32 protein-coding genes, 2 tRNA genes and 1 pseudogene are annotated in these 21,707 nt (G+C 43.0%); 32 read left to right on the top strand and 3 right to left on the bottom strand.

The window, feature by feature from the left end; genetic code table 11:
* Positions 1-45: 45 nt before the first annotated feature.
* Both VMX18_03265 and VMX18_03260 read left to right on the top strand, forming a co-directional pair.
* Positions 46-1,092 carry a hypothetical protein gene (locus tag VMX18_03265; protein ID HUT22398.1) on the top strand — a complete coding sequence of 349 codons (1,047 nt, stop codon included), beginning with the start codon at positions 46-48 and terminating at the stop codon, positions 1,090-1,092.
* A 40-nt stretch (positions 1,093-1,132) separates the two neighbouring features.
* Positions 1,133-2,332, top strand: coding sequence for an MFS transporter (locus VMX18_03260; protein ID HUT22397.1), 1,200 nt, complete (start codon positions 1,133-1,135; stop codon positions 2,330-2,332).
* Positions 2,333-2,408: 76 nt separating this feature from the next.
* Here the strand turns inward: VMX18_03260 and VMX18_03255 are convergent, their stop codons facing one another.
* Entirely contained in the window at positions 2,409-3,014 is a 606-nt protein-coding gene (locus tag VMX18_03255; GenBank protein ID HUT22396.1) for a hypothetical protein, read from the bottom strand.
* Positions 3,015-3,130: 116 nt separating this feature from the next.
* On the opposite strand from VMX18_03255, the gene VMX18_03250 reads away from it, so the two are divergent.
* Positions 3,131-3,565 (top strand): YbhB/YbcL family Raf kinase inhibitor-like protein, encoded by a 435-nt coding sequence (locus tag VMX18_03250; protein ID HUT22395.1) that lies wholly within the window; start codon positions 3,131-3,133, stop codon positions 3,563-3,565.
* A 32-nt stretch (positions 3,566-3,597) separates the two neighbouring features.
* On the opposite strand, the gene VMX18_03245 is transcribed toward VMX18_03250, so the two are convergent.
* Complete coding sequence (locus VMX18_03245) at positions 3,598-3,741, bottom strand: hypothetical protein (protein ID HUT22394.1); 144 nt, start codon at positions 3,739-3,741, stop codon at positions 3,598-3,600.
* Positions 3,742-3,926: 185 nt separating this feature from the next.
* Between VMX18_03245 and VMX18_03240 the strand changes: the two genes are divergently transcribed.
* From VMX18_03240 to VMX18_03215, 6 genes are all read left to right on the top strand, one after another.
* Positions 3,927-4,136, top strand: coding sequence for a DUF378 domain-containing protein (locus VMX18_03240; protein ID HUT22393.1), 210 nt, complete (start codon positions 3,927-3,929; stop codon positions 4,134-4,136).
* A 104-nt stretch (positions 4,137-4,240) separates the two neighbouring features.
* Positions 4,241-5,434, top strand: coding sequence for a PQQ-dependent sugar dehydrogenase (locus VMX18_03235; GenBank protein HUT22392.1), 1,194 nt, complete (start codon positions 4,241-4,243; stop codon positions 5,432-5,434).
* Positions 5,435-5,445: 11 nt separating this feature from the next.
* Complete coding sequence (rdgB, locus tag VMX18_03230; GenBank protein ID HUT22391.1) at positions 5,446-6,060, top strand: RdgB/HAM1 family non-canonical purine NTP pyrophosphatase; 615 nt, start codon at positions 5,446-5,448, stop codon at positions 6,058-6,060.
* A complete protein-coding gene (locus VMX18_03225; GenBank protein ID HUT22390.1) occupies positions 6,044-6,511 on the top strand; it encodes a TspO/MBR family protein in 468 nt (155 codons plus the stop codon). The genes rdgB and VMX18_03225 overlap by 17 nt, the downstream gene beginning before the upstream one ends.
* A 218-nt stretch (positions 6,512-6,729) precedes the next feature.
* A tRNA-Ala gene (locus tag VMX18_03220) sits at positions 6,730-6,805 on the top strand.
* Positions 6,806-7,003: 198 nt separating this feature from the next.
* A tRNA-Leu gene (locus VMX18_03215) sits at positions 7,004-7,090 on the top strand.
* Between the two features lie 97 nt (positions 7,091-7,187).
* On the opposite strand, the gene VMX18_03210 is transcribed toward VMX18_03215, so the two are convergent.
* Entirely contained in the window at positions 7,188-7,361 is a 174-nt protein-coding gene (locus VMX18_03210; GenBank protein HUT22389.1) for a bL28 family ribosomal protein, read from the bottom strand.
* Between the two features lie 416 nt (positions 7,362-7,777).
* Between VMX18_03210 and VMX18_03205 the strand changes: the two genes are divergently transcribed.
* The 23 genes and pseudogenes from VMX18_03205 to rplF all read left to right on the top strand — a co-directional run bounded on the left by VMX18_03205 (position 7,778) and on the right by rplF (position 21,701).
* Positions 7,778-8,419, top strand: a complete 642-nt coding sequence (locus VMX18_03205; GenBank protein HUT22388.1) for a site-2 protease family protein — start codon at positions 7,778-7,780, stop codon at positions 8,417-8,419.
* A gap of 357 nt (positions 8,420-8,776) precedes the next feature.
* On the top strand, positions 8,777-9,196 hold the full coding sequence (rpsL, locus tag VMX18_03200) for a 30S ribosomal protein S12 (GenBank protein HUT22387.1): 420 nt from the start codon (positions 8,777-8,779) through the stop codon (positions 9,194-9,196).
* A gap of 35 nt (positions 9,197-9,231) precedes the next feature.
* On the top strand, positions 9,232-9,723 hold the full coding sequence (gene rpsG / locus VMX18_03195; GenBank protein ID HUT22386.1) for a 30S ribosomal protein S7: 492 nt from the start codon (positions 9,232-9,234) through the stop codon (positions 9,721-9,723).
* A 42-nt stretch (positions 9,724-9,765) separates the two neighbouring features.
* Entirely contained in the window at positions 9,766-11,844 is a 2,079-nt protein-coding gene (gene fusA, locus VMX18_03190) for an elongation factor G (protein HUT22385.1), read from the top strand.
* Positions 11,845-11,884: 40 nt separating this feature from the next.
* A complete protein-coding gene (locus VMX18_03185) occupies positions 11,885-12,199 on the top strand; it encodes a hypothetical protein (protein ID HUT22384.1) in 315 nt (104 codons plus the stop codon).
* 120 nt (positions 12,200-12,319) lie between these two features.
* Positions 12,320-13,510 (top strand): elongation factor Tu, encoded by a 1,191-nt coding sequence (tuf, locus tag VMX18_03180; protein HUT22383.1) that lies wholly within the window; start codon positions 12,320-12,322, stop codon positions 13,508-13,510.
* A 3-nt stretch (positions 13,511-13,513) separates the two neighbouring features.
* Positions 13,514-13,843 (top strand): 30S ribosomal protein S10, encoded by a 330-nt coding sequence (rpsJ, locus tag VMX18_03175; protein ID HUT22382.1) that lies wholly within the window; start codon positions 13,514-13,516, stop codon positions 13,841-13,843.
* A 163-nt stretch (positions 13,844-14,006) separates the two neighbouring features.
* Positions 14,007-14,786, top strand: a complete 780-nt coding sequence (gene rplC / locus VMX18_03170) for a 50S ribosomal protein L3 (protein ID HUT22381.1) — start codon at positions 14,007-14,009, stop codon at positions 14,784-14,786.
* A 2-nt stretch (positions 14,787-14,788) separates the two neighbouring features.
* Positions 14,789-15,454 carry a 50S ribosomal protein L4 gene (gene rplD / locus VMX18_03165; GenBank protein HUT22380.1) on the top strand — a complete coding sequence of 222 codons (666 nt, stop codon included), beginning with the start codon at positions 14,789-14,791 and terminating at the stop codon, positions 15,452-15,454.
* A 5-nt stretch (positions 15,455-15,459) separates the two neighbouring features.
* On the top strand, positions 15,460-15,885 hold the full coding sequence (gene rplW / locus VMX18_03160; GenBank protein ID HUT22379.1) for a 50S ribosomal protein L23: 426 nt from the start codon (positions 15,460-15,462) through the stop codon (positions 15,883-15,885).
* A gap of 2 nt (positions 15,886-15,887) precedes the next feature.
* On the top strand, positions 15,888-16,730 hold the full coding sequence (gene rplB / locus VMX18_03155) for a 50S ribosomal protein L2 (protein ID HUT22378.1): 843 nt from the start codon (positions 15,888-15,890) through the stop codon (positions 16,728-16,730).
* Between the two features lie 30 nt (positions 16,731-16,760).
* Complete coding sequence (gene rpsS / locus VMX18_03150) at positions 16,761-17,048, top strand: 30S ribosomal protein S19 (protein ID HUT22377.1); 288 nt, start codon at positions 16,761-16,763, stop codon at positions 17,046-17,048.
* Between the two features lie 13 nt (positions 17,049-17,061).
* Positions 17,062-17,397 (top strand): annotated as a pseudogene (gene rplV / locus VMX18_03145) (50S ribosomal protein L22).
* A 261-nt stretch (positions 17,398-17,658) separates the two neighbouring features.
* Positions 17,659-18,321, top strand: coding sequence for a 30S ribosomal protein S3 (rpsC, locus tag VMX18_03140; GenBank protein ID HUT22376.1), 663 nt, complete (start codon positions 17,659-17,661; stop codon positions 18,319-18,321).
* 5 nt (positions 18,322-18,326) lie between these two features.
* Positions 18,327-18,743 (top strand): 50S ribosomal protein L16, encoded by a 417-nt coding sequence (gene rplP / locus VMX18_03135; GenBank protein HUT22375.1) that lies wholly within the window; start codon positions 18,327-18,329, stop codon positions 18,741-18,743.
* Positions 18,744-18,752: 9 nt separating this feature from the next.
* Positions 18,753-18,944, top strand: a complete 192-nt coding sequence (gene rpmC / locus VMX18_03130; protein ID HUT22374.1) for a 50S ribosomal protein L29 — start codon at positions 18,753-18,755, stop codon at positions 18,942-18,944.
* A 10-nt stretch (positions 18,945-18,954) separates the two neighbouring features.
* The gene (gene rpsQ / locus VMX18_03125; protein ID HUT22373.1) at positions 18,955-19,209 is read left to right on the top strand and encodes a 30S ribosomal protein S17; all 255 of its coding nucleotides are present in this window, start codon (positions 18,955-18,957) and stop codon (positions 19,207-19,209) included.
* A 13-nt stretch (positions 19,210-19,222) separates the two neighbouring features.
* Positions 19,223-19,594, top strand: a complete 372-nt coding sequence (rplN, locus tag VMX18_03120; protein ID HUT22372.1) for a 50S ribosomal protein L14 — start codon at positions 19,223-19,225, stop codon at positions 19,592-19,594.
* Positions 19,595-19,611: 17 nt separating this feature from the next.
* Positions 19,612-19,977 (top strand): 50S ribosomal protein L24, encoded by a 366-nt coding sequence (gene rplX, locus VMX18_03115; GenBank protein ID HUT22371.1) that lies wholly within the window; start codon positions 19,612-19,614, stop codon positions 19,975-19,977.
* 4 nt (positions 19,978-19,981) lie between these two features.
* A complete protein-coding gene (rplE, locus tag VMX18_03110) occupies positions 19,982-20,533 on the top strand; it encodes a 50S ribosomal protein L5 (GenBank protein HUT22370.1) in 552 nt (183 codons plus the stop codon).
* 19 nt (positions 20,534-20,552) lie between these two features.
* Positions 20,553-20,738, top strand: a complete 186-nt coding sequence (locus VMX18_03105) for a type Z 30S ribosomal protein S14 (protein ID HUT22369.1) — start codon at positions 20,553-20,555, stop codon at positions 20,736-20,738.
* Positions 20,739-20,765: 27 nt separating this feature from the next.
* A complete protein-coding gene (gene rpsH / locus VMX18_03100; GenBank protein HUT22368.1) occupies positions 20,766-21,152 on the top strand; it encodes a 30S ribosomal protein S8 in 387 nt (128 codons plus the stop codon).
* A 6-nt stretch (positions 21,153-21,158) separates the two neighbouring features.
* Complete coding sequence (gene rplF / locus VMX18_03095) at positions 21,159-21,701, top strand: 50S ribosomal protein L6 (GenBank protein HUT22367.1); 543 nt, start codon at positions 21,159-21,161, stop codon at positions 21,699-21,701.
* Positions 21,702-21,707 lie beyond the last annotated feature (6 nt).

The raw sequence follows: 21,707 nt of genomic DNA, 5'->3' as shown, positions 1-21,707 counted from the left end.
AAGCTTGCTATAATATGGCGGGCTTTTTATAATGTAGTTAACATTATGTCCAATAAAATAACGGAAAAATACTTCAGCCAAGCCAATTTCGCTGACAGGGAAGAAGAAGTTTTGGCCGAAGTGCTGGCAAAAACCGGTTTTGAGCTTGAAAAAGAAATTTTTCGCGGCGTTATTTATCAAAAAAATAAAGTCGGCAGTTTGATTTACAAAGGCGAATACCAAGGCAAGCCCGCGGTTTTGAAATTGCAGGGATTAAAACCGGAAGTTGATGAAGCAAAGATTTTGGAAAAGTTCAGCGAGCAAAATGGCAGCCAGAAAGTCCGCTTGCCCGAGCTTTTCGCTTATGAATTTTTTGATGAAAAAAAAGGCTACGGTTATTTGATCACCGAATATATTGACGCGTTGAAAATTTTTGAAATGCCTTTTGCCAACGACGAGGAAATGAATGATTTTGCGGAATTTTATCAAGAGTACAGAACTTCCGCCTTAACCAAGCCTTGGCTCGAGCCGGAGAATCTTGACGTAGTAAAATTCTCGCTTGATCGCGCTGAAAATTGGCAAAAGATTTCAGAATCCGTCGGCCGATTGAAGAAAGAAGATTACGAGCCGTATTTGGAAAAGTATTTGGAAAAGTATTTGGAAATTGTAAAAAAGCATTTTGCTGATTTTGCCATGGTATTTTCTCACGGCCACCTGACCGCTGACGATGTTTATAAAATGCCAAGCGGCCAATATGTTATTTTGTCGAATTTATTTTGGTCATATCGGCCGCAGTGGTATGATCTGGCGTTTAATATCTGGGCGTGCCTGCTTCATATCAGAGACGTTGGTTATACTTTCGAAGAAATGATTGAATACGTGAATAAATGGCTGGATGTTTACCGCCAAATTCCGGTGGTCAAACTCGATCCGGATTTTGACAAGAAAATTCATTTGCTTTTATTGGAAAGAACCATGGGTTCGATTTTGGTTGACCTTGGCGCCGGAGATTTTTACGGGGAAAAAGAAAATAGAAAATATTTCGAGTATTTGCTTTCGCTTCATCAAAGGTTGTTCGATTATTTGGCGGAGAAATTTGAAAATCATCTATAGTCGCAAAAGTTGATAACGTTTTTTCATGATAAAGAAATATTTGAAGAAAAATTATAAGTTAATGTTTTGGCTCCAAGCGTTCCTGAATTTCAAGGTCATGAACGTGGTCATGACTTTGTTTTATTTGCACAGGGGACTGACATTGGCCGAAATTTTTTATTTGGCCATCGCTTGGGCAGTTGTCGGATTACTGTTCGAGGTCCCTTCCAGTTATTTGGCTGACCGCTGGGGGAGAAAGAAAACAATGATACTGGGCGTAGCGTTGGCGTGTTTTCAATGGATAATAATGCTTTTCGCCGCGGATTTTTTGTGGTTTATCGTCGCGGCCGGACTTTTATCTTTGTCATTCGCTTGTTTTACCGGCACTGACGAAGCGCTGCTGTATGACACCAATAAAGAATTGGGAAATGAAGGAAACAGTTTGGAAAAACTGGGCAAATATTATTCCGGTCAGCGAATATTTAAAATATTCATGCCCGTGATCGGCGCGCTGGTCGCCAAAGATTTATTGGAATGGCAATTTGATATTTTAATAGCGCTGGAATTTGTCGCCTCGGTCGCATCTTTGATTTTCGCCTTTAGACTCGTCGAGCCCAACCATCACGTCGATGTTGAAAAAATGGAGGCCGGGGTGATGAAAGACGCGGTAAAATTGATCAGATCGGATTGGCAATTCATGAAAGCGATTTTAAGCAAAACTTTGATCTTTATCGCTTCATTTATCATTTGGCGATTTCATCAAGAGTTTTTTGTTAATATCGGCATATCTGTTTTGACCTTGGGAATCGGTTGGGGAATATTTCACGCGGTCGTTTTTTTTCTAAATCAATACGTTTCTTCATTTTTAAAAAACAAGTCATTGGCGCGCAGAATAAATTTGATCAATGCTGGATTTGTGGCCGCGGCCGCTCTATTGGTTTTGGAATTGGTTTTTTTACGAAACGGCTATGTGATGTTGATTACGTTTTTTGTCATGGATATGTTCGAGGTGATGCGCTGGCCGCTGTATTCGGAATTTTACAATAAAAAATGTTGCGCGTTTAACAGAGCGACAACCCTATCCTTGTCGAATTTCATCAAGAGCGTATTCGATATCCCTCTATTATTTATCGGCGCTTGGTTGATCAGCGAAAATATCGAATATCCGTTTGTTTTTTCTTTTGCGATCGGCCTATTTGTAATAATATTTTTCAGAGTGCGAAAAGTTAAACAACCATGTGTAAAATTGGAAAAAGTTTGATTATAGAAAAATAAAAAAAGCCCGGCGCGATGCGCTGGGCATGGAAACCTCCTTTGAATTGTAGCGGTCGTGTCCGTCAGAACAGGAACGCGTGGACACGCGTCACCAGCTCGAAGCCCGTGTCCGAAGTTCCGGCCAGCGTGCGAGCGTGCACGGCCAGGTCAATCTCGAACATTTTGAAGACGAACAAGATGTTCAGCCCGCCACCGTCCGAGCGGTAGTTGATGTTGTCGATTCTGCCCCAACCTTCGCCCTCGATGCCCAGCATCAGCCAGTCCGTGGCCTTGCCCTCGAGCTGACTGAACCAGTACAAACAATGATGCGGTAGCATCGAGTACTCGACGTCCGACCAGGACATCACCAGGTCGTTTTCGAAGCTGATCTGCACGGCGATGATCGGGGAATTTTCGTCGGCCGCGAACGAGTAGCCAGCGGTGGGCGCGATCGCCCAGCCCTTGGGCAGATTGATGTTCAGCCCGAGGTACATCAGCGGCGATAATCCTCCGACGAGGTTGCCGCTGGGGATGAACGTCCCCTTGATTTTGAGACTTTCCGTCAGCTGCTTGCCTCCATGTAGGAGCAGTCTCACTCGGGCGCCATCCTGCCAGCTGACCTCGGCCCGGGCGGGCAGACTCTGGAAAAGAACGACCATTGCCGCCAGTGTCAATGTGATATTTTTCACCGCGTTCCTCCTGTGTTTGCGTTTTTTCAGGTCATTAAAACTTACTAATATTTTAGTGATTTGTCAAGTGCTCAGTGTGAAAATTATTAAAAAATAATGAATAATTCATCAAAAATATGAAAATTCAATCTCCGGAATTTACTTCCGGCCGAGCCATTCCGGTCAAATACACTTGCGACGGAGAAAATATCAATCCGCCGCTGATGATTTCGGACGTTCCGGAAAACGCGAAAAGTTTGGTCTTAATTTGCGATGATCCTGATTCTCCGAGAGTAACGTGGACGCATTGGACTGTCTGGAACATTGATTCTAAAATTTTAAAAATCGAAGAAAATTCCGATCCCGGAGTGGAAGGCGTCACCAGCTTCGGCCGGGTCGGCTATGGCGGACCGTGCCCCGGGTCGGGCGAGCATCGTTATTTTTTCAAATTGTTCGCTCTGGACATTGAATTGACCTTGGACGGGGGAGCGGATATTTCTAAACTTGACTCGGCCATGAAAGGACATATCCTCGCTCAAGCTGAACTGATGGGTAAATATTCGAGAAATTAAAAAGGCCGCGATGTTCGAGGACAAAGCGGTCTTCATGGGGAGGCCTCTCCGGGTCTGATGATGGCGGTGGCAATGAGCTCGAGCGATTTCTTGAGCCTGACGCAGGCCGGCGAGGTGCATTTTCCCACATGATTGTTGATGGCGTCTCTTTCCTCCGCAGGTAAAACTCCTTTCATTGCGCGGGCGCGTATTTGACGGGAGTCGTCCTCATTTCGGCAGTCTTTACAGGAGAATTCCATGGCACACCTTCCTGGTTTGAGTCGTTTCCATTTTATTTTCTGAATCGAACAATGTCAAATTGAATAAAGCCTGTTTTGTGCTATACTATATATAGGCTTAAAATATTAATGGGCAAAATCGTATGAAAAAATTAAGCACGCTCGATTGGGTCGCCATGGTTTTTGCGATTATCGGCGGTCTGAATTGGGGTTTGGTGGGCATTTTTAAGTTCGATCTCGTGGCCTGGATTTTTGGCGGAGCGGGAAGCACGATCGCGAGACTCGTCTATGTTCTGGTCGGTTTGGCCGCGTTGTATTTAATCTTTGTTTCTCCGAAATTCGCGAAAAAGTAAATCCTCATCAAAAGAGTTTGGCTGGTGGCCGACTCTTTTGATTTTTGACAAATCCACCCAAAAAATGGAAGAATGATAGATAGATGAATTAATTTAATTTTTTTATGAAGAGAAAAAATTTGGTTTTGATAATTATCGCCGCAATAGCGGTTTTGGCGCTGATCGCGGTCGGGTTTGTGTACCGCAAATATTATCGCGGGCTCGCTCCGGCGTTTCTTGACGCTCCGTATGATATTGCCGCCAATGACACCGACTTGCCGCTCAGCGTGCCAGATGGTTTTAGCATCACCGTGTTCGCCAAGGATTTGAATCAGCCGAGAGTCATTCTTTTTGACATGAAAAGCAATGTGTTGGTCAGTTTGCCGCAAGAAGGCAAAGTGGTAGCTCTGCCGGACAAAGATGGGGACAGAAAAGCTGATGAGCAGATTGTGGTGGCCGAGAATTTGAATCAGCCGCACGGCTTGGCCATAAGATGCGTCAACGATTGTCGGCTTTATGTGGCCGAGACGGACAAGGTTTCCGTTTTCGATTATGATTCGGACACCATGACCGCGACCAATCAAGAAAAATTGATCGATTTGCCCGGCGACGGCGAGCATTGGACGCGCACTCTTAAATTTTTGAATAAAGACAAGTTATTGATTTCGGTCGGTTCTTCTTGCGACACTTGCGTGGAAGACGATTGGCGCCGAGCCTCGATTTTGATTGTCGATGCGGACGGCTCGAATTTGAGACCCTACGCTTCCGGTTTGAGAAATTCGGTCTTTATGGCCATCAGTCCGTTGACCGGAAAATTATTCGCCACGGAAATGGGTCGCGATAACTTGGGCGATGAATTGCCGCCGGATGAAATCAATGAAATAGTTCAGGGTAAAAATTACGGTTGGCCGTATTGTTACGGCGATAAAGTAAATGACGCGAATTTTGACGAGACCGGCGCCAAAAAATCTTTTTGCGCTTCGACTCAAAGTCCTGTCGTGGAAATTCCTGCTCATTCGGCGCCGCTTGGCATATCATTTGTGCCCACCGCGTCCTGGCCAAAGGAATATGAAAATGATTTGTTGGTCGCTTACCACGGGTCGTGGAATCGCACAGTGCCGACCGGCTATAAAATCGTCAGGGTCAAATTCGACGCTGAAGGAAATTATTTGGAAACAGAAGATTTTATCACCGGCTGGTTGACCGGCGATGAAGCTTTGGGTCGGCCGGTTGATATTGCCATTCACAATTTGGGCGCCATGTTCGTTTCCGATGACAAAGCCGGAGTTATTTACAGAATCGATTATGTCGGAAAATAAATAAAAAAAATATGAAATTGATTTTCGCTACGAAAAACGCGGGCAAAGTCAAAGAATTCAATGAGATGATTAATGATCCCAATTTGGAAATCGTCAGTTTGACTGACGCCGGGGTTAGTGAAGATATTGTCGAAGACGGCAAAACATTCGCTGAAAATGCGTTAAAAAAAGCTCGATTCGCCGCGGAAAAAACGGGCGAGTGGGCGATCGGCGACGATTCCGGGTTATGCATTGACGCGCTCAATGGCCAGCCGGGCATTCATTCCGCGCGTTGGGGAGACGGAGAAACTCCTCACGATCGCTTATTCGAATACGCGCTCAATCAATTGATCAATGTTCCGGTCGGGGAGCGCTCGGCTCATTTCGAATGCGTGGTTGCTTTGGTTTCTTCGGACGGCCAGGAATGGACATTTGATGGCCGAGTGGATGGCGAGATCGTTGAGCAGGCGAAAGGCGATCCAAGGCCGGGCTTGCCGTATGATTTGATTTTCGCGCCCGCGGATTATGAAACGACTTTCGCGGAAATGACGGATGAAGAAAAAAACGCTTTGAGTCATCGCGGTTTGGCCGTGAAAAAATTAAAGCAATTCATCAAACTGAAGAATCTTTATGAAAATAAAAGTTAATTACCTCGCGATCCCGCTGGTTGTTTTGGCCGCGGCTTTGCTCGGTTCTTTTTTTACCGGCCAAGGAATGAATTGGTATGATTCTTTGACTTTGCCGAAAATCGCGCCGGCCGGATCTTTGATCGGCGCGGCTTGGACGATTATTTATGTTTTGGGAACAGCTTCCGCTTTGCTGGTTTGGAATAAAGTTTATGTAAAAAAAATTCCGTTTAAAATATTGGCGCTGTTTTCTTCAAACGCGATTTTGAACGCGGCTTGGACTTTGATTTTTTTTACTTGGCATCAAATCGGCTGGTCCATTATTGAGATGCTTGTTTTGAATTTGACCACTTTGGCCTTGATCATCATTTTTTGGAAAAAATTCAAAATAGTCTCAGCGCTTCTTATACCTTATTTTATTTGGGTATCGTTCGCCACTTACTTGGCTTATCAAATTTGGCGGTTGAATTAGAACCCCTTGGAAAAATTTTAAAAATCGGCTATAATGAGTCGGCATGTTGTTTAATGCCCCATGCCCCATGCTTCATGTTTCATGTTTCATGATACGTGCTATGTGACCCAAGGGCTTGTAGCTCCCGCCTACGCTCTTCGAGCTTCGGCGGGCAGGCCCGCCACTTGTAGGCTTATTTGAAGTTTTGGCGGGCAGGCAGTTGCGAGGTTTATTATTTCGGGCTTGTAGCTCAGTTGGTAGAGCGCTGCGTTCGCATCGCAGAGGTCAGGGGTCCGAATCCCCTCAAGTCCACCATCCTTCGCTCCTCCTCGCTCCGCTCGTTGGAGCTTCGGATGGCAGGCCATTTCGCTTGTTAGACATTTTGGGGATCGAAGACAGGATTGTTATAATAATTTTTCAAGCTTTAGTCGGCCTGCTCCTCGAGTCTGAGCGACGAAATTGTCGCCCTCGGAGTCGAAGACCGGCCGAAGCTTGAGCAGCGCGAAAGCGTAGGCCGGAGTGGTGAAATTGGTATACACGCAGCGTTCAGGTCGCTGTGGGCGCAAGTCCATGGAGGTTCGAGTCCTCTCTCCGGCACCAAAAAAAGATTTAAAAATCATCGCCTTTTACGGCGGTTTTTTTGTTTTAAAAGTAAAACAAAAAAAGCCCTTGCGGGCTTTAAGTTTTTCTAAAATTTTTACTTGGCGTTTTTGGCTCTCCTGCTCAAGCAGCTGGTGCAAAGCGTGACTTTTTTACCGTCTATTTTTTTCGATTGCAAATTGGGATATTGCCAGGTTTTCGTCGCTTGCATGGAATGGCTTCTTTTAATCATTTTTTTCGGCCCTTTGCCGCAAATTTCGCAAGATTTCATATTATAGTGACGTTAGTTAATTACTGAATTATGGAAATAGTTTAACATGTATGTTAAAATAAATCAAGTCTTGATCATGAAACACGGAACACATAGCACGTATCACATAACACGTATCATGGATCATTAAGCATGAAACAAAAGAACATGAGACAGAAAAATAGAGAAACAAGGCCGACGCTGTTGTCATCTCGACCGCCTGCCTGCCGGCAGGCAGGAAGTCGTCCGAAGCCGCGGCGAAGGATGACGAAGCGGAGAGATCTTTTCCTAATTCTTCGGAATAGATTTCTCCATCCCCGGTTTCCCAGCTTCCAACCCCAATTTCCAGTTTCTAATTTCTCATCATCCATTACCGATATTCGTAACAAATATAACGCCAAGGCAAGCTAATTAGCGGTAATAATTCGTAACTTGTTATGATTATTTCATTATTATTTCAACAACCCGCGATGTTTTTCGCTTGGCTCATAGCCATTATTATCGCCATCACCATTCATGAATTCAGCCATGCTTTGGCCGGAACTTGGCAGGGCGACAATACGGCCAAAGCCAACGGGCGATTGACCCTCAATCCATTGGCTCATTTGAGCGGCATCGGTTTTTTGTTGCTGCTTTTTATCGGCTTTGGTTGGGGCAAGCCGGTGCCGTTCAATCCTTATAATTTGAAAAACAAAAGATGGGGAGAGGCCTTGATTTCGTTAGCCGGGCCGGCCTCCAATTTGATCTTGATTTTGATTTCCGGCGCCATTTTGAAATTGTTGCTCGTTTATAATGTTTTGCCCGAAGGGAATTTGCTGATCGAGTTTTTGAATTTACTGATAATTATAAATATCGTTTTAATGGTTTTCAATTTAATTCCCATTCCTCCGCTCGACGGTTCAAAGGTTTTATTTTCTGTTTTGCGCGCTCCCAAATATAATCATATTAAATTGTTGCTGAGCCAAAAAGGCCCATTGCTCTTAATGGCCTTGATCTTTTTGGATTTTATTTTGGACATTAATATTTTTAGCGGTTTATTCACTTTTATTATTGAAGGCGTATATCGCGTGTTTTTTTAATAATGTGAATAAGGTGGGGATTGTCTTTGTTTGAATTTGATTTGATTTCTAATATTTTGTCTAAAATTAGCTAAAAATGCGGACGTAAACAAGCTATTTTCTCAAATTGTTTCCTCGTCGTGAAATTTGTCTAAAAATCAATAAAAACCTTGACTATTATTTAATGGCGTGCTAAATTCTTGTTAGTTATAATTTTTATAGGGTAATTGATTACTCTGTTTTTTATCTGTATTAGTTACAAGATGTACGAGATATTAATACAAGATGGCACAAGATGAGGAATCTTATAATCTCGTAATATCTTGTAGAAAAATCTTGCCTGCCTACCGGCAGGCAGGTATATCACGTAATAAAAATATGGCCAGAATCAGTCAATTAGTTAAATCGAAAAAACGACCGACAAAACTTCAAAAGTCAAAAACCCCGGCGCTTTTGACTGTTTTTAATACCTTGAAAAGAAGAAGAACTGTTTTGTCCAAAGGCGCGCCGTTCAAACGAGGCGTATGCTTGAAAGTGACCACCATGACCCCGAAAAAACCTAACTCGGCCATGCGAAAAATCGCTCGTGTCAGGCTTTCGAACGGCATGGAAGTCACCGCTTACATTCCGGGCGAAAAACACAATTTGCAGGAGCATTCGATCGTCTTGCTTCGAGGCGGCAGAGTAAAAGATCTTCCGGGCGTCAGGTATCATATTTTGCGCGGTGTTTACGATTCCGGAGGCGTTGAAGGCAGAAAGCAGAGTCGCTCGAAATATGGGGCGAAAATGGTCAAATAATCCAATTTGAATAACTAATAGCAGGGCGATATTTTATGAGAGGTAAACGAGCACCAAAAAGGAAAATCAAATCCGATGTAAAGCACGGCAGTCCTGTCGTGGGCAAGTTTATAAATTACATCATGAGCGACGGAAAAAAATCCACGGCCGAGCAGGTCGTTTATAAAAGTTTTGATATAATCGAAGAAAAAATCAAAAAGGGTCAAGTCGATGCCGCGCAGAAAAATTCATTGGATGTTTTCGACATGGCCATAAAAAATATTATGCCGCAGGTTGAAGTCCGAGGCAAAAGAATCGGCGGCGGAAATTATCAAGTGCCATATCCGGTCAGAGGAGAGAGGCGTTATGCTTTGGCTTTCAGATGGATTATTGAATCCGCGAGAAATAAAAAAGGCAGACCCATGGCCGACAGATTGGCTGACGAGCTTTTGGCGGCTTTAAAAAATGAAGGAGACGCCATCAAGAAAAAAATGGACGTTCAAAGAATGGCGGAGGCTAATAGAGCCTTTGCTCATTTCGCGAGATAAAAAATAAAACCTGCTCTAAATTTTTATATTTGATATTGCATTATGCCCAGAGAATATACATTGGAAAAAACCAGAAATATTGGGATTATCGCTCATATTGATGCTGGGAAAACCACAGTTTCCGAGCGTATTTTATTTTACACGGGGAAAAAACATAAAATCGGAGAGGTTCATGAAGGCGCGGCCGAAATGGATTGGATGGAACAGGAAAGAGAAAGAGGCATTACCATCACTTCGGCGGCCACCACTTGTTTTTGGAAAGATTGCCGAATAAATATTATCGATACTCCCGGACACGTCGATTTTACCGCGGAGGTGGAACGTTCCTTGCGCGTTTTGGACGGCGGGGTTGTGGTCTTCGACGGCGTGGCCGGTGTGGAGCCGCAATCGGAAACCGTTTGGCATCAAGCTGATAAATATAATGTGCCCAGATTGGCGTTCATCAATAAAATGGACAGAATGGGCGCTGATTTTGAAGCTGATGTCAGATCAATTCACGAACGATTGACGAAAAACGCTTTTCCGATCCAATTGCCGATCGGCGCGGCCGAGACATTTAAGGGCGTTATAGATCTCATGGAAATGAAAGCTTACGTATACAATGATGATATGGGTGTTGATGTACAAGAAGTGGAAATCCCGGATGACATGAAAGAGAAAACAAAAGAAGCGAAAAATAAATTAATTGAGGCGATTGTTGAAAATGACGAAGCGTTAATGGACAAATATCTCAGCGGTTCCGAAATAGACACCGCGGATTTGAAGATAGTATTGAGAAAAGCGACCATAGATAATAAAATTGTCCCGGTTTTGGTGGGCAGCGCTTTGAAAAATAAGGGCGTGCAATTGCTTTTGGACGCGGTGGTCGCGTATTTGCCCAATCCGCTGGAAGTGCCGGCGATTAACGGTTTGGACGCGAAAGATCCTGAAAAGGAAGTGGCGATCGCGCCGTCCGATGAAGCGCCGTTCGCGGCTTTGGCATTTAAAATCGCCACGGATCCGTTTGTCGGAAAATTATGCTTTATCAGAGTTTATTCCGGCATATTAAAAAGCGGTTCGTACGTATTGAATACCACTACCGGAGCGCGAGAGCGCATCGGCCGCATTGTCAGAATGCACGCCAATCATCGTGAAGACATTGAAGAGGTTTATTCCGGAGATATTGCCGCGGCCATCGGTTTGAAAAATACTTTTACCGGCCATACTCTTTGCGATGAATCAAGACCGATCATTTTGGAAACGATTGTTTTTCCCGAGCCGGTTATTTCAGTGGCCATCGAGCCGAAAACGAAATCCGATCAAGAAAAGATGGGCGTTGCTTTGCAGAAATTGGCGGAAGAAGATCCGACATTTAAGGTTCATACGGATGAAGATACTTTGCAGACCATCATTTCAGGCATGGGAGAATTGCATTTGGAAATATTGGTCGATCGAATGAAGAGAGAATTCAAAGTTGAGGCCAATATCGGTCAGCCGCAGGTCGCTTACAAGGAAACCATTAAAAAGACCGCGGAAGCCGAAGGCAAATATGTCAGACAATCCGGAGGCCGCGGTCAATACGGACATTGCTGGCTTAGAGTCGAGCCATTGGAGCGCGGACAAGGTTTTGAATACAAAGATGAAATTAAAGGAGGCGTTATTCCCCGAGAATATATTCCCGCCATCGGCAAAGGAGTTAAAGAAGCGATGGGCCGGGGTGTTTTAGCCGGTTATCCGATGATCGATATCAGAACCGCTTGTTATGACGGTTCCTTTCATGAAGTCGATTCGTCCGAAGCGGCGTTTAAGATTGCCGGCTCCATGGCTTTTCAGGAAGCGGTAAAAAGAGCCGGTTTGGTTTTGCTTGAGCCGGTCATGAAAGTCGAGGTAGTGATGCCTGAACAATTCATGGGAGATGTGGTGGGCGACTTGAATTCCAAAAGAGCTCAAATAAATGAAATGAAAGACAGGGCCAATATCAAGGTGGTTAGCGCTGCGGTGCCATTGGCGGAAATGTTCGGTTACGCCACAGAGCTTAGATCTATTACGCAAGGAAGAGCCAGTTATTCCATGGAATTTTCCCATTATGCCGAAGTCCCGAAGAATGTTTTAGATAAAATTATTGGAGAAAAGCAGAAATAATGGAAAAGTCAGTGTTGTTTTGGATAATTAATCAAATATTATGCGTAATTTAGAGAAAATCATTAAATTTATTCAGGAAACGGGCGATAAATGCATATATTATGATGCTCAAAGCGGCAATAATTTGATGATCATGCCACTCGGCGAATATCAGCGAATTCTTGGCGAAAATACGGGTATTCGTGATTTGACACAGGAAGAATTATTGGATAGAATGAATCGTGATATTGCGTTATGGAAAGTCGGACAGGATGATTTGCGTGATAACTGGACGGGAGACGAAGAAATATCGGATTTCGCGGAAAATCAGGAAGAAAACGAGGAAAAATTCTACCTTGAGCCGCTGGAATCGTAAAACTTGCAATATTTTTAAGTTTAAGGTATAATTTTTATACTTTTATTAATTATAATTAAGTAAAAAAGCGGCTGGATCACAAACCTTTTAAAGGTGTCGCTTTAAGGAGAGTATAAACACATGGCAGTAACATTTGATAGATCAAAACCACATGTCAACGTGGGCACCATCGGCCACGTTGATCATGGTAAGACCACATTAACCGCGGCTATTTTGAAAGTATTGCATGCTAAAGGCATGAACGCGGAAGAGTTGAACGTTGATCAAATCGACAAAGCGCCGGAAGAAAAAGCCAGAGGTATTACTATCGCCACCGCTCACGTTGAGTATGAGTCGGATAAGAGACACTATGCTCACGTTGATTGTCCGGGACACGCCGATTATGTCAAAAACATGATTACCGGCGCGGCTCAGATGGATGGCGCGATTTTGGTTGTTTCGGCCACGGACGGCCCGATGCCTCAGACTCGAGAGCACATTTTGCTCGCCAGGCAGGTGGGCGTGCCTTACATTATCGTATTTTTGAATAAATGCGATATGGTTGAGGAAAAAGAATTGATTGATTTGGTGGAAGAAGAAGTTAGAGATTTATTGAAAAAATATGAATTTCCCGGAGATGAAACTCCGATTATCCGAGGCTCGGCTTTAAAGGCTTTGGAAAATCCAACAGACGAGGAAGCTATTAAGCCGATTCTTGAATTGATTAAGGCCTTAGATGAATATATTCCGGTGCCGGAAAGAGATATCGATAAACCCTTTTTGATGCCTATTGAAGACATTTTTACCATTGAAGGCCGAGGAACGGTAGTTACGGGTAAAATCGAAAGAGGCATTGTTAAAGTTAACGAGGAAATCGAAATCGTCGGTATGAAACCCACGCAAAAAAGCGTCGTTACCGGAGTTGAAATGTTCAAAAAAACATTGGATGAGGGCAGAGCCGGAGACAACGCGGGCATCTTGCTTCGAGGCATTAAGAAAGAAGATGTTGAAAGGGGCCAAGTTTTGGCCAAGCCCGGTACTGTTACCCCGCATACTGAATTTGACGGAGAAGTTTATATCTTGAGTAAAGATGAAGGAGGCAGACACAAACCGTTTTTCAAGGGATATAAGCCTCAGTTTTATATCAGAACCACTGATGTTACCGGAGAAGTGACTTTGGCCGAGGGCACTGAAATGGTTATGCCCGGAGATACCGTTACCTTCAATGTTAAATTAATCGTACCTGTTGCGCTTGAAGAACAGCAAAGATTCGCTATCAGAGAAGGTGGCAAAACCATTGGCGCCGGCGTGGTGACCAAAATCATTAAATAATTTATGGCAGTGAAAGAAAAAGAGAAAAGCGCTTCTAGAATTCGTATCAAGATAAAGGCATACGACCATAAAATTATTGATCAAGCAACCAAAACTATAATGGAAGCCGGAGAAAGAACAGGAGCCACTATTTGTGGCCCTGTTCCTTTGCCGGTTGAAATGAAGAAGTACACGGTTAATAGATCAACTTTTGTTCATAAGGATGCCAGAGATCAATACGAGATGAGAGTGCATAAGCGATTGATTGATATTTTAAATCCGACTCCGCAGACAGTGGACGCCTTGATGAGCTTGAATTTGCCCGCGGGCGTGGATGTTGAGATCAAAATGTAAAACATATCGGTTCTGTTTTTTTCACGATAACCGCGAACGATCGCGAAGTATCGAGAAGAGAATTTTACTGATGGAGAATTAATAATCGGGTTAAGTACAATTTACAGACTAAAGTCGACGTCAGTTTATGACCCGGACTTTATGTCCGGTGTTTTTTATAAATATGAAGTTTATCTTAGGACAAAAAAAAGAAATGACTCAGGTTTATGAAGATGGCAAGGTAGTGCCGGTAACCAGAATCCAAGCTGGCCCGTGTTATATTTCCGCCATCAAAAATCTGGAAAAAGAAGGCTACAAAGCCGTGCAGGTGGTTTTTTTACCTAAGAAAAAAGGGAAGAAAAGCAATTTGTTAAAAGGTGTTGGCTCGGCCAATTTTTATCAATTCAGGAAAGAATTTAGAGTCATGGGAAATGACAATATTTTGGATAATATTAAAGTCGGCCAAGAAATCAAGGCCGCGATTTTTGAAAAAGGAGATAAGGTAAGGATGACCGGCGTGTCAAGGGGCAAAGGGTTTCAAGGCGTTGTCAAAAGACACGGCTTTAGCGGATCACCTGCGACTCACGGCCATAAAGATCAATTAAGAATGCCGGGATCTATCGGTGCGGGCGGACCGGCGCATGTTTTCAAAGGAACAAGAATGGGAGGCCATATGGGTGACGATCAGGTCAGTTTGGCCGGAGTTCAGATTGTAGTCGTTGACGCGGACAAAAACGAATTATTTGTAAAAGGATCCGTGCCGGGAGCCAGAAATGGCCTGGTCATTTTAAGCAATGAGCAAGAATTTAAAATAGTTGAAGAAAAAAAGGTTGAGGAACAACCAATCGAAGCTCCGGCTGATGAAGGGGTCGCTCCGGCGAACGAGAGCGTTGGAAATGACGCTGTCGCCAATGAGCCGGCAGCTGAGCAACCCACGCAAACTAAGTCCAATGAAGAAAAATAATTATGTTAAAAGCCAAGGTTTACAATAAAGCCGGACAAGAAGTCAAAACCATTGATTTGCCAAAATCCATTTTTGGAATAGAACCGAAGACGGAAGTGATCAATCAAGCGTTGGTCGCGCAAAGATGCAATGGCCGTCAGGTTTTGGCTCATGCCAAGACCAAAGCTGAAGTTCGCGGCGGAGGCAGAAAGCCTTGGAAGCAAAAAGGCACCGGCCGCGCCAGACACGGTTCCAACAGATCACCGATTTGGATCGGCGGTGGAGTGACTTTCGGTCCGAGCAGAGATCGCAATTTTGAAAAGAAAATAAACAAGAAAGTGCGACGCAAAGCGATTGCCATGGTTTTAACGGATCGATTTGAAAGCGGCGTTATGAAGCTGGTGGATAGATTGGATTTTGAGGCCGCGAAAACAAAGCAGGCGGCAGAGGTCATGAAGAATTTGGAATTAAGCAAGAGCGTGCTGGTGGTTATCGAAAAAACCGATCAGCTCGTGATCAGAGCATTCCATAATATTCCGAAGACTTTAGTGGTGAGGGCGGACAGTCTCAATGTGTACGATTTATTGAAATATAAAAATTTATTAATGACCGCGGATTCCGTCAGCGCCATTGTTGAGACGTTTGTCAAAGAAACAAAAGCTGACGTTGACAATAATAGCGATAAATAATTAATATGGCCGGTTTACTAAAAAAATTAAAAGGCGAAAAGAAAGTAACGGAAAAAACAAAAGACGCTAAAGACGGAGCGTCCAATGATGTTGTTGTCGCCAAATCAATCGGCAAAAAATCTAAAAATATATCAAAGAAGATGGATTCTGAAGCGTACAGATGCTTGTTAAAGCCTTTAATCACTGAAAAGGCCACGGAATTGGGAGCCAAGAATCAATATCTTTTCATCGTGCCAACGAGCGCCAATAAAGCGCAAATCGCCACTAAAATAGAACATGTTTACGGCGTGAAGCCGGTTAAGGTGCAAACCGCTAATTTTGCGGGCAAAAAAGTCAGATATGGCAGAAGTCAAGGCAGAAAAAAATCATGGAAGAAAGCCATTGTGGTTTTGAGCGCGGGCGATAAAATTGAAATTTACGAAGGAGTTTAAATATGGGAATAAAGAAAGTAAAACCAACAACCCCGGGCAGACGCCAATTCACATTGGATGATTTTGCTGATGTCACGACCGGAAAATCCGAAAAATCATTGTTGACGATTACCAAGAAAAAGGCGGGTCGCGGCATGTATGGCAGAATTACGGTTAGGCATCGAGGCGGCGGTCACAAAAGGTTTTACCGACAAATAGATTTTAAAAGAGATAAATTTGATATAGAGGGAGATGTGCGGGAGATAGAATATGATCCGAACCGAAACGCGCGTATAGCTTTGATTGTGTATCCTGACGGAGAAAAAAGATACATCATTGCTCCTACCGAGTTAAAAACGGGCGTTAAAATAATCTCTTCAAAAAAAATCGCTGAAATCAAGTCGGGTAATGCCATGCCGCTTGAAAAAATACCCGCTGGTTTGTTTGTATATAATATAGAATTGGTTCCGGGACACGGCGGCGCTTTGGTTCGCGCGGCAGGAGAAAGCGCGAAGCTGATGGCTATTGAAGGGAAATACGCTCAGCTTAGATTGCCTTCCGGAGAAGTCAGATTGGTGCCGAAAGAATGTATGGCGACTATAGGACAGGTCAGCAATCCCGATATCATGCATATCAAGATCGGCAAAGCTGGTCGCAAGAGGCATATGGGCATCAAGCCGACGGTCAGAGGCAAAGCGATGAATCCCGTGGATCATCCTCATGGCGGCGGCGAGGGTCATAATCCGATCGGGTTGAAGCATCCGAAGACCCCGTGGGGCAAGCCCGCTCTTGGCGTTAAGACCAGGAAGAAAAAGAATATTTCGGATCGTTTGATACTTAGAAGGCGCAAGAAGAGAAAGAAATAAGTTTATCATTAACAGATTGTAATAAGCCATATGGCAAGAAGTCTTAAAAAAGGACCATATATAGACGAAAAGCTCATGATAAAAGTCTCGAAGCTAAAGCCGGAAGACAATAAAGTTATCAAAACATGGGCCAGAGCCTCTACGATTACCCCTGAGATGGTGGGTTTTAAATTCGGAGTGCACAATGGACGAGATCATGTGGAAGTGGCGGTGAGCGAAGATATGGTCGGCCATAAATTGGGTGAATTTTCCCAAACCAGAAAATTTCCGGGTCATGGAGGCAGAATGGCCAAAGAACAGGCAAAAACCGGGAAATAATCAATAAAAATATATGGAAGTGAAAGCACAAGCAAATTTCATTAAAATAGCTCCACGAAAAACCAGACTGGTGGTTAATTTGGTGCGAGGTTTGGATGTCTCCGAGGCTTTGTTGCAATTGCGATTTGTGCAAAAAGCGGCGACGATGCCGGTAAAAAAGTTATTGGAATCTGCTGTAGCTAACGCCGAACACAATTTTGAGTTGGATAAAAATAATTTATTTATTAAAGAAATCAAAGTGGATGAAGGGCCGACGGCGAAAAGATGGAGACCTCGAGCGTTCGGTCGCGCCACCCCGATAATGAAAAGAACAAGTCACATCTCCGTGATTTTGGCTGAAAAGGTGGAAAGTTTGAAAAATCCTGAGGTTAAAAAGGCAAAAGAGAAAGCGTTGTCTGAGGTGTCTCCAAAGCAGGTGAAATCGGATATCCCGGCCAAACAGATTAACGTTGAATCCGCGAAAGCAATCGATGACCCGGAAGAATCCAAGGAAATATTTGACGTGAGAAGCAAGGGCAAAAGACGCAATCAGCAACATGAAGATAAAAGATCAAGGAAGGATAAGGGATTTTTAAAGAAAATATTTAATCGAAAATCAGGCACATAATATATGGGAAAGAAGATAAATCCAATTATATTTCGGATCAATAAAGTGAAGACTTGGACTTCTCGCTGGTTTGCCAATGGCAATGATTTTCGAAAATTCCTGAAACAAGACACCCAAGTGAAATCGTATTTGAGAAAAAAGCTTCGAGAATCGTTTTTGGCTGGAATTGAGATTGAAAGATCGGCTAATGAGATAAAGATTTATTTGTTTTCCGCCAGACCGGGAACAATTATCGGCAAGGGCGGTGCGGGGATCGAAGATTTGAAAAAAGACGTGAAAAAAAGATTTTTTGAAGAAAAGGATAATATCAATATTATCATTAAGGAAGTGAATCAGCCGAATTTGAATGCCTGTTTGATAGCTCAAAGCATAGCCTTTGATATTGAAAGAAGAATCCCGTTCCGTCGAGCGATTAAGCAGGGGTTGTCAAAGACCGACCGGGCCGGAGCCAAGGGCGCGAAAATCATCGTATCCGGCAGGTTGAACGGAGCGGAAATCGCCAGAACCGAAAAGGTGGTGTTAGGCAAATTGCCGTTGCACACAATTCGAGCGGATATCGATTACGCGCTTGAGGAAGCTCATACGACCTACGGCGTTATCGGCGTTAAAGTTTGGATATTCCGCGGAGAAAAGTTTGATAAATCATCAAAAGAAATTAAAAGGTAACCAGTATGTTATTACCGAAAAAAGTAAAACATAGAAAATGGCATAAGGGCCGAGGCAGAAACAGGCAGTCGCATGCCACCTCGATGACCGAAGTTTCTTTTGGCGATTATGGAATAAAGGCAATCACCGGATGTTGGATAGATTCCAGGCAGATTGAAGCCGCGAGAAGAGCCATTACCAGATATATCAAACGAGGCGGAAAAGTATGGATCAGAATTTTCCCGGACAAACCGGTGACGGCCAAAGGCAGTCAGTCCACCATGGGTGGCGGCAAAGGAGCTCCGGAAAAATTCGTTGTGATTGTTAAACCGGGCGCTGTCATGTTTGAAATTTCCGGGGTATCGCGAGAAGTGGCGCGCGAATCAATGCGTCTTGCCGGTCATAAATTGCCGGTTATAACGAAATTCGTTGAGAAAAAATAATTAATGAATATGAAGATTAGCGAATTACGAGCAAAATCTGATGAACAATTGCGAGAGCAATATCAAGAGCTGACGAATGAATTGCGTGATCAGAATTTTAAATTGGCGATTGATCAATTGAAAAGCGTCAGAGATGTCAGAAAGAAAAAGAAAGAAATCGCTAAAATTTTTACGATATTAAAAGAAAGAAAAGCGAAATAACAAATTGAATATGGAAGAAAAAAAACCGAAAATTTATCGAAAATTTCAAGGAACGATTGTCAGCGATAAAATGGACAAGACTGTCGTGGTTTTGATTTCCAGATCCAAAATGCACCCGAGATATCTGAAAAGATATACTTTGACCAATAAATTGAAAGCTCATGATGAGAAAAATCAGTATAAGACGGGTGATGTGGTCGAAATTCAGGAATGTCGACCTTTGAGTAAAGATAAAAAATGGCGCGTGATTAAAAAGATAAAATAATCCGCGAAATAATATGATACAAAATCGAGCAATGTTAATGTCAGCGGATAATACCGGAGCCAAAAAACTCCAGTGCATTAAGGTGCTTGGCGGATATAAGAAGAGATACGCTCGACTCGGAGATATTATCACCGTTTCGGTCAAGGAAGCCAAACCGCACTCTTCGGTGAAAAAGGGAGACGTGCTGCATGCGGTTTTGGTTCGAGTGCGAAAAGAAACGAAAAGAGAAGACGGCACTTATATCAGATTTGATGATAACGCGGCAATTATTGTTGATAAAAAAACCAAAGAATTGAAAGGCACCCGTGTTTTCGGACCGGTCGCCAGGGAATTAAGAAAGAAGGGTTTTACCAAGATAGTATCTTTGGCGCCCGAGGTTTTATAAAGCTTAATTTATTAATTATGAATATTAAGATAAAAAAAGGCGATAAAGTCCAAATAGTCTGCGGCAAGGATAGATTGAAAAAGACTAAAAAGGGCGAGAAAACATACAAAGCCAATCAGGGAAAGGTTTTGCAGGTTTTGCCTGAGGCGGAAAAAATTGTCGTTGAAGGATTAAATATTAGAATTAAGCATGTCAAACCGAAGAAAATGGGAGAAAAGGGACAGAAGATAGAATTGCCGGCCGCGATGGATATTTCCAATGTTATGTTGGTTTGCTCGAAATGCAATAAAACAACCAGAGTGGGTTTTTCGGTAAACAAGAACGAAGAAGGTAAAAGCAAAAAGGTTAGAATATGCAAAAAATGTAAAGAAACTATAGATTAATATTATGGATAGATTGAGAGAACAATATAAAAAGAAGGTCATTCCCGCGTTGAAAAAGAAGTTCAATTATGGAAATGATATGCAGGTCCCGAGATTGGATAAAATCTCGCTCAATATTGGAATTAGCAAAGGCTTGAAAGATTCGGATTATTTGGAATCAGCTAAGAAGGTTTTGTTGAATATATCGGGCCAACGTCCGGTGGAGACCAAAGCTAAAAAATCAATCGCCAATTTTAAGATAAGAGAAGGCATGGTGGTCGGCGTGAAAGTGACTTTGCGTGGACCGAGGATGTATGATTTTGTGGAAAAATTGGTAAATGTCACTTTGCCGCGAGTCAGGGATTTCCGAGGACTTGATGCGGGCAAATTCGATGGCCGAGGCAATTACGCGATCGGATTTAAAGAACATATCGCTTTTCCGGAAATAAAAACCGATGAAATAGATAAAATACATGGATTGGAAATCAATATTTCCACCACTGCGAAAAATGATGCCGAAGGGCATGAATTGCTAAAATTGCTCGGATTTCCTTTCAAGGAAGACAAGACCAATTAATCTGAAAATATAAAAGAATATGGCTACTAAAGCGCAAATAATAAAATCGAACAAGAAACCCAAATTTTCGACCAGGAAAGTTCGGAGATGTTGGAAGTGCGGTCGAAAAAGGGGCTACATGAGAGATTTCGATTTGTGTAGAATATGCTTCCGTGAATTGGCGGAAAAAGGGGAAATCCCAGGAATTACAAGAAGTAGCTGGTAAAATATTTATCTATAAATTTATTAAAATATGACAGATCCTATCGCTGACATGTTAACTAGAATTCGAAACGCTTCAGCCGTCAAAAAGCTTGAAGTGGTTATTCCTTTTTCAAAGATCAAGCAATCGATCGCTGACATTTTGGTTGAAGAAGGTTTCATCGAAGAGGTTAAAAAAAAGGAAGAAATTTTTCCGGAACTGATTTTGAAATTGAAATATAATAACAATAAGTCGGTGATAAGGCATATTCAAAGAATCAGCAAGAGCGGACGACGCGTTTATGCGGGAAAAGACAAGTTGCCGATTGTTTTAAATAATTTAGGAATTGCCATCCTTTCAACATCCAAAGGCATCATGACCAACAGGAAAGCGAAAAAATCGGGTGTTGGAGGAGAAGTGATTTGTGAAATTTATTAATATAATATGTCTAGAATTGGTAAAAAACCGATAGAGATCCCGAATAATGTCCAAGTCAGTTTGGATGGAACGAAAGTCAGCGTCAAGGGACCAAAGGGTGAATTGTTTCAGGAAATTCATCAGAGTATTAAATTTGAAAAAACCGATAATGAGCTTGTTTGTAAAATCGTCGGTGACGCGAAAAAGTCAAACGCTTTCTGGGGGTTGTACCGAAGCTTGGTGAATAATATGATTGTTGGCGTTACGGAAGGGTTTGAAAAAAAAATGGAGATCAATGGCGTCGGTTACAAGGCCAATGTCGTGGGGAAGAAGCTGACCTTAAACGTCGGTTATTCTCATCCGGTGGAATTCGAATTGCCCGAGGGCATTGATGCGAAAGTAGATGGTAACGTTATTACCATTTCGGGCATTGATAAGCAATTGGTCGGAGAAGTGGCCGCCAATATCAGAAAAGTCAGAAAGCCCGAACCGTATAAAGGCAAAGGCATTAAATATGTGGATGAAGTAATTATCCGAAAAGCCGGCAAGACCGCCAAATCCGGCGAATAAAGCCGA

The sequence above is a fragment of the Candidatus Bipolaricaulota bacterium genome, from assembly GCA_035528115.1.
Taxonomy (GTDB): domain Bacteria; phylum Patescibacteriota; class Patescibacteriia; order UBA11705; family DATKZF01; genus DATKZF01.
This window is presented reverse-complemented; position numbering and strand designations above follow the sequence as displayed.